This window comes from Dietzia sp. DQ11-71 (genome assembly GCF_014144995.1).
GTDB lineage: Bacteria > Actinomycetota > Actinomycetes > Mycobacteriales > Mycobacteriaceae > Dietzia > Dietzia kunjamensis.
On record NZ_JAALDT010000201.1, the window covers coordinates 1 to 2,678 of the forward strand.

Below are 2,678 nucleotides of genomic sequence, written 5' to 3' on the forward strand. Positions count from 1 at the left end.
GCGGGCTTGGGAGCCGCCGAGCGCGGATCCGCGCCCGGACGGGGGCCCGGTGCCGGCTTCGAGGGTGCACCCGGCTTGGGCGCAGCGCCTCCTGCGGATTCAGACGGGGCGGGGGCGGCGTCGCCGCCTGCCGGTGAATGTGCCTCACGCAGGCGCCGGACGACCGGGGCCTCCAACGTCGAGGACGCGGACTTGACGAACTCTCCCTGATCGCGGAGTTTCGTCAGAAGTTCTTTACTGGTGATACCGAACTCTTTTGCCAGCTCGTGTACCCGGGGCTTGCCTGCCACTGCTCTCCTCACTGCGAGGTCTCCACGGCAGGGCTGGCCGCGCGACCTCGGTCTACATTCGATGGACGTTCATCGCTGGAGCTTCACGGTGTGCTCATCGTGTCTGGTCCGTTCCTTCTCTTGTGCTCCCCCTGCCGAACCGAGCGGTCGGCGGGTGGTGTCGTGCCCGAGGCGTAGTGCCTCGAGTACCTCCGTGAGCGCGTCCTGGGACACGTTCCCGGCGATCCGCAGGGCCCTGGTGAAGGCCTTGCGGTCGAGCGCTGTCGTGATGCACTGCGGTTCGCGATGCACCCAGGCTCCTCGTCCGACCGCCCGTCGGCGCGGATCGGGCGAGAGAGCGGCCGTCTCCGGATCGTGAACGATCCGGAGGAGTCGGGAATCGGTGTCCCGACCCCGGCAACCGACGCAGGTCCTGACCGGACCCGCGGCCTCGGCGGTACCGAACCGCTGGTCCTTGCGTCCCTGCATCCGGCCACCTCGGTCTCTCGCCGCCCGGCCCGAGTGGACGGGTGGACGTGAAGTCACTGTGACAACTGATCAGTCTACAGACAATGCCGTGTCGACACTAACGGCGCGCCCGACCGCGTGGCGCCGGGCGGCGCAGCGCGTCACTCCGCGTCGCTGTGGATGTCGATCCGCCACTGGGTCAGGCGGTGTGCCAGACGTGCGTTCTGGCCTTCCTTGCCGATCGCCAGGGACAGCTGGTAGTCGGGGACGACGACGCGGGCCGCCCTGGTGGTGGCATCGGCGACGGTGACGGAGATCACCTTCGCCGGGGACAGGGCGTTGCCGACGAACACCGTCGGGTCGTCGTCGTAGTCGACGATGTCGATCTTCTCGTCGTTGAGCTCGGCCATGACCGCGCGCACACGGGCCCCGTTCGGTCCGATGCAGGCGCCCTTCGCGTTGAGTCCCGAGATGGTGGATTCCACCGCGATCTTCGTCCGGTGGCCCGCCTCACGCGCGATCGCCGCGATCCGCACCGAGCCGTCGTCGATCTCCGGGACCTCGAGCGCGAAGAGTCCCCGGACCAGGTCCGGGTGGGTGCGGGAGAGCGAGACGGAGGCGCCGTGGGGTCCCTTGTGCACCCCGACGACGTGGCACTTGATGCGCTCCCCGTGTGTGTAGGTCTCACCCGGTACCTGCTCGGCCGGGGCGATGGTCCCCTCGGTGCCCCCGTTCTCGGGTCCGATGTGGACGACCACGATCCCACGGGCGTTGGCGCGGGAGTCGGACTGGATGACCCCACTGACCACCTCGCCCTCACGCGTGACGAGATCACCGTAGATGCGGTCGGTCTCGGCTTCGCGCAGACGCTGCAGGATGATCTGCCGTGCCGTGGCCGCGGCCACCCTCCCGAAGTCGGAGGGGGTGGCGTCGAACTCCCCGATGCGGTTGCCGTCCTCGTCCACCTCGGCGGCCATGACGGCGACCGTGCCGGCCTTGCGGTCCAGCGCGATCCGGGCCACCCGATGCGAGCCCTCGGTCCGCTTGTAGGCGGTGAGCAGCGCGTTTTCGAGAGTGTGCACGAGGTCGTCCAGCGGGATCTCGCGCTCTCGGGACAGCATGTTCAGCGCTGCCATGTCGATGTTCAACGGTTTTCTCCTTCTCGCACGCCGTGCCCGGGGTTCTCCGGCTCGGACAACAGGTCCAGCTCCTCCTGTGGCGCTGGCCGGAACTCGACCCGGATCACGGCGCGGGCCACCTGATCCAACGCTACCGAGTCCACTCTGGTCCCCCGCCCCGCCCTGGACACGATGCGGACGGTCCCCGAGTCCTCGTCGAGGTCTCCGATCCGTCCCCGGGTCGGCCCGTCGGCGCCGTCGACGTAGAGCAGGTCGACCTGGCGTCCGCGGGCACGGGCCCAGTGACGGGGGTGCTCCAGCGGCGCGTCGACGCCCCTGCTGGTGACCTCCAGCGTGACCGGCTGGCCCGATCCCCCCCACTGCTCGGCGAGGGGGTCGAGATCGACGGAGAGTTCGGCGAGATCGTCGAGGGAGACGCCGGAGTCCCCGTCCACGACGACCGTCACGTGCCACGTGGACGAACGGGTATCCTCCCGGAGGTCCTCGAGATCGAGGCTGCGGTCCGAGACCGCCTTGCGTATATGGGCCCGGTCGGGCTCGGGGACGATCACTGTGCTCCTGGATTGCGGGCTGGCGGATTCCGTTCCGGGACGCGGACGGGCCGCATCACTGTACCGCCTCGTCTCCCCCTTCTCCGACCCCTGGCAGGATGTCGGAGTGCCCCATTTCGCCCCCGTCGCCCTCTCGCGCCGTCAGTTCGCCGTCGCGGCCGCCGGCGTCGCCGGGCTCGCAGTCGCCGGTGGCTGTGCCCTGCCCACGGTCACCGACCGCCCCGATCCCCTGCTCGGCCTGCTCGAGGCCG

Annotated in this window: 4 protein-coding genes; all 4 read right to left on the bottom strand. The window is 69.8% G+C overall.

Annotated elements, in window-relative coordinates:
- A partial coding sequence (locus G6023_RS08110) for a translation initiation factor IF-2 N-terminal domain-containing protein (protein WP_182634916.1) occupies positions 1 to 290 on the bottom strand: 290 nt, incomplete at its 3' end.
- A gap of 69 nt (positions 291 to 359) precedes the next feature.
- Positions 360 to 758 (bottom strand): YlxR family protein, encoded by a 399-nt coding sequence (locus G6023_RS08115; protein WP_132061155.1) that lies wholly within the window; start codon positions 756 to 758, stop codon positions 360 to 362.
- 140 nt (positions 759 to 898) lie between these two features.
- Positions 899 to 1,885: a transcription termination factor NusA gene (gene nusA / locus G6023_RS08120; protein ID WP_132061152.1), complete on the bottom strand. Its 987-nt coding sequence runs from the start codon at positions 1,883 to 1,885 to the stop codon at positions 899 to 901.
- Positions 1,882 to 2,427: a ribosome maturation protein RimP gene (locus G6023_RS08125; RefSeq protein ID WP_132061150.1), complete on the bottom strand. Its 546-nt coding sequence runs from the start codon at positions 2,425 to 2,427 to the stop codon at positions 1,882 to 1,884. The genes nusA and G6023_RS08125 overlap by 4 nt, the downstream gene beginning before the upstream one ends.
- Between the last annotated feature and the right edge of the window lie 251 nt (positions 2,428 to 2,678).

Excerpts from the sequence above, each read along its gene's own strand:
- G6023_RS08115 (WP_132061155.1), bottom strand. The coding sequence starts at position 758 with ATGCAGGGACGCAAGGACCAGCGGTTCGGTACCGCCGAGGCCGCGGGT.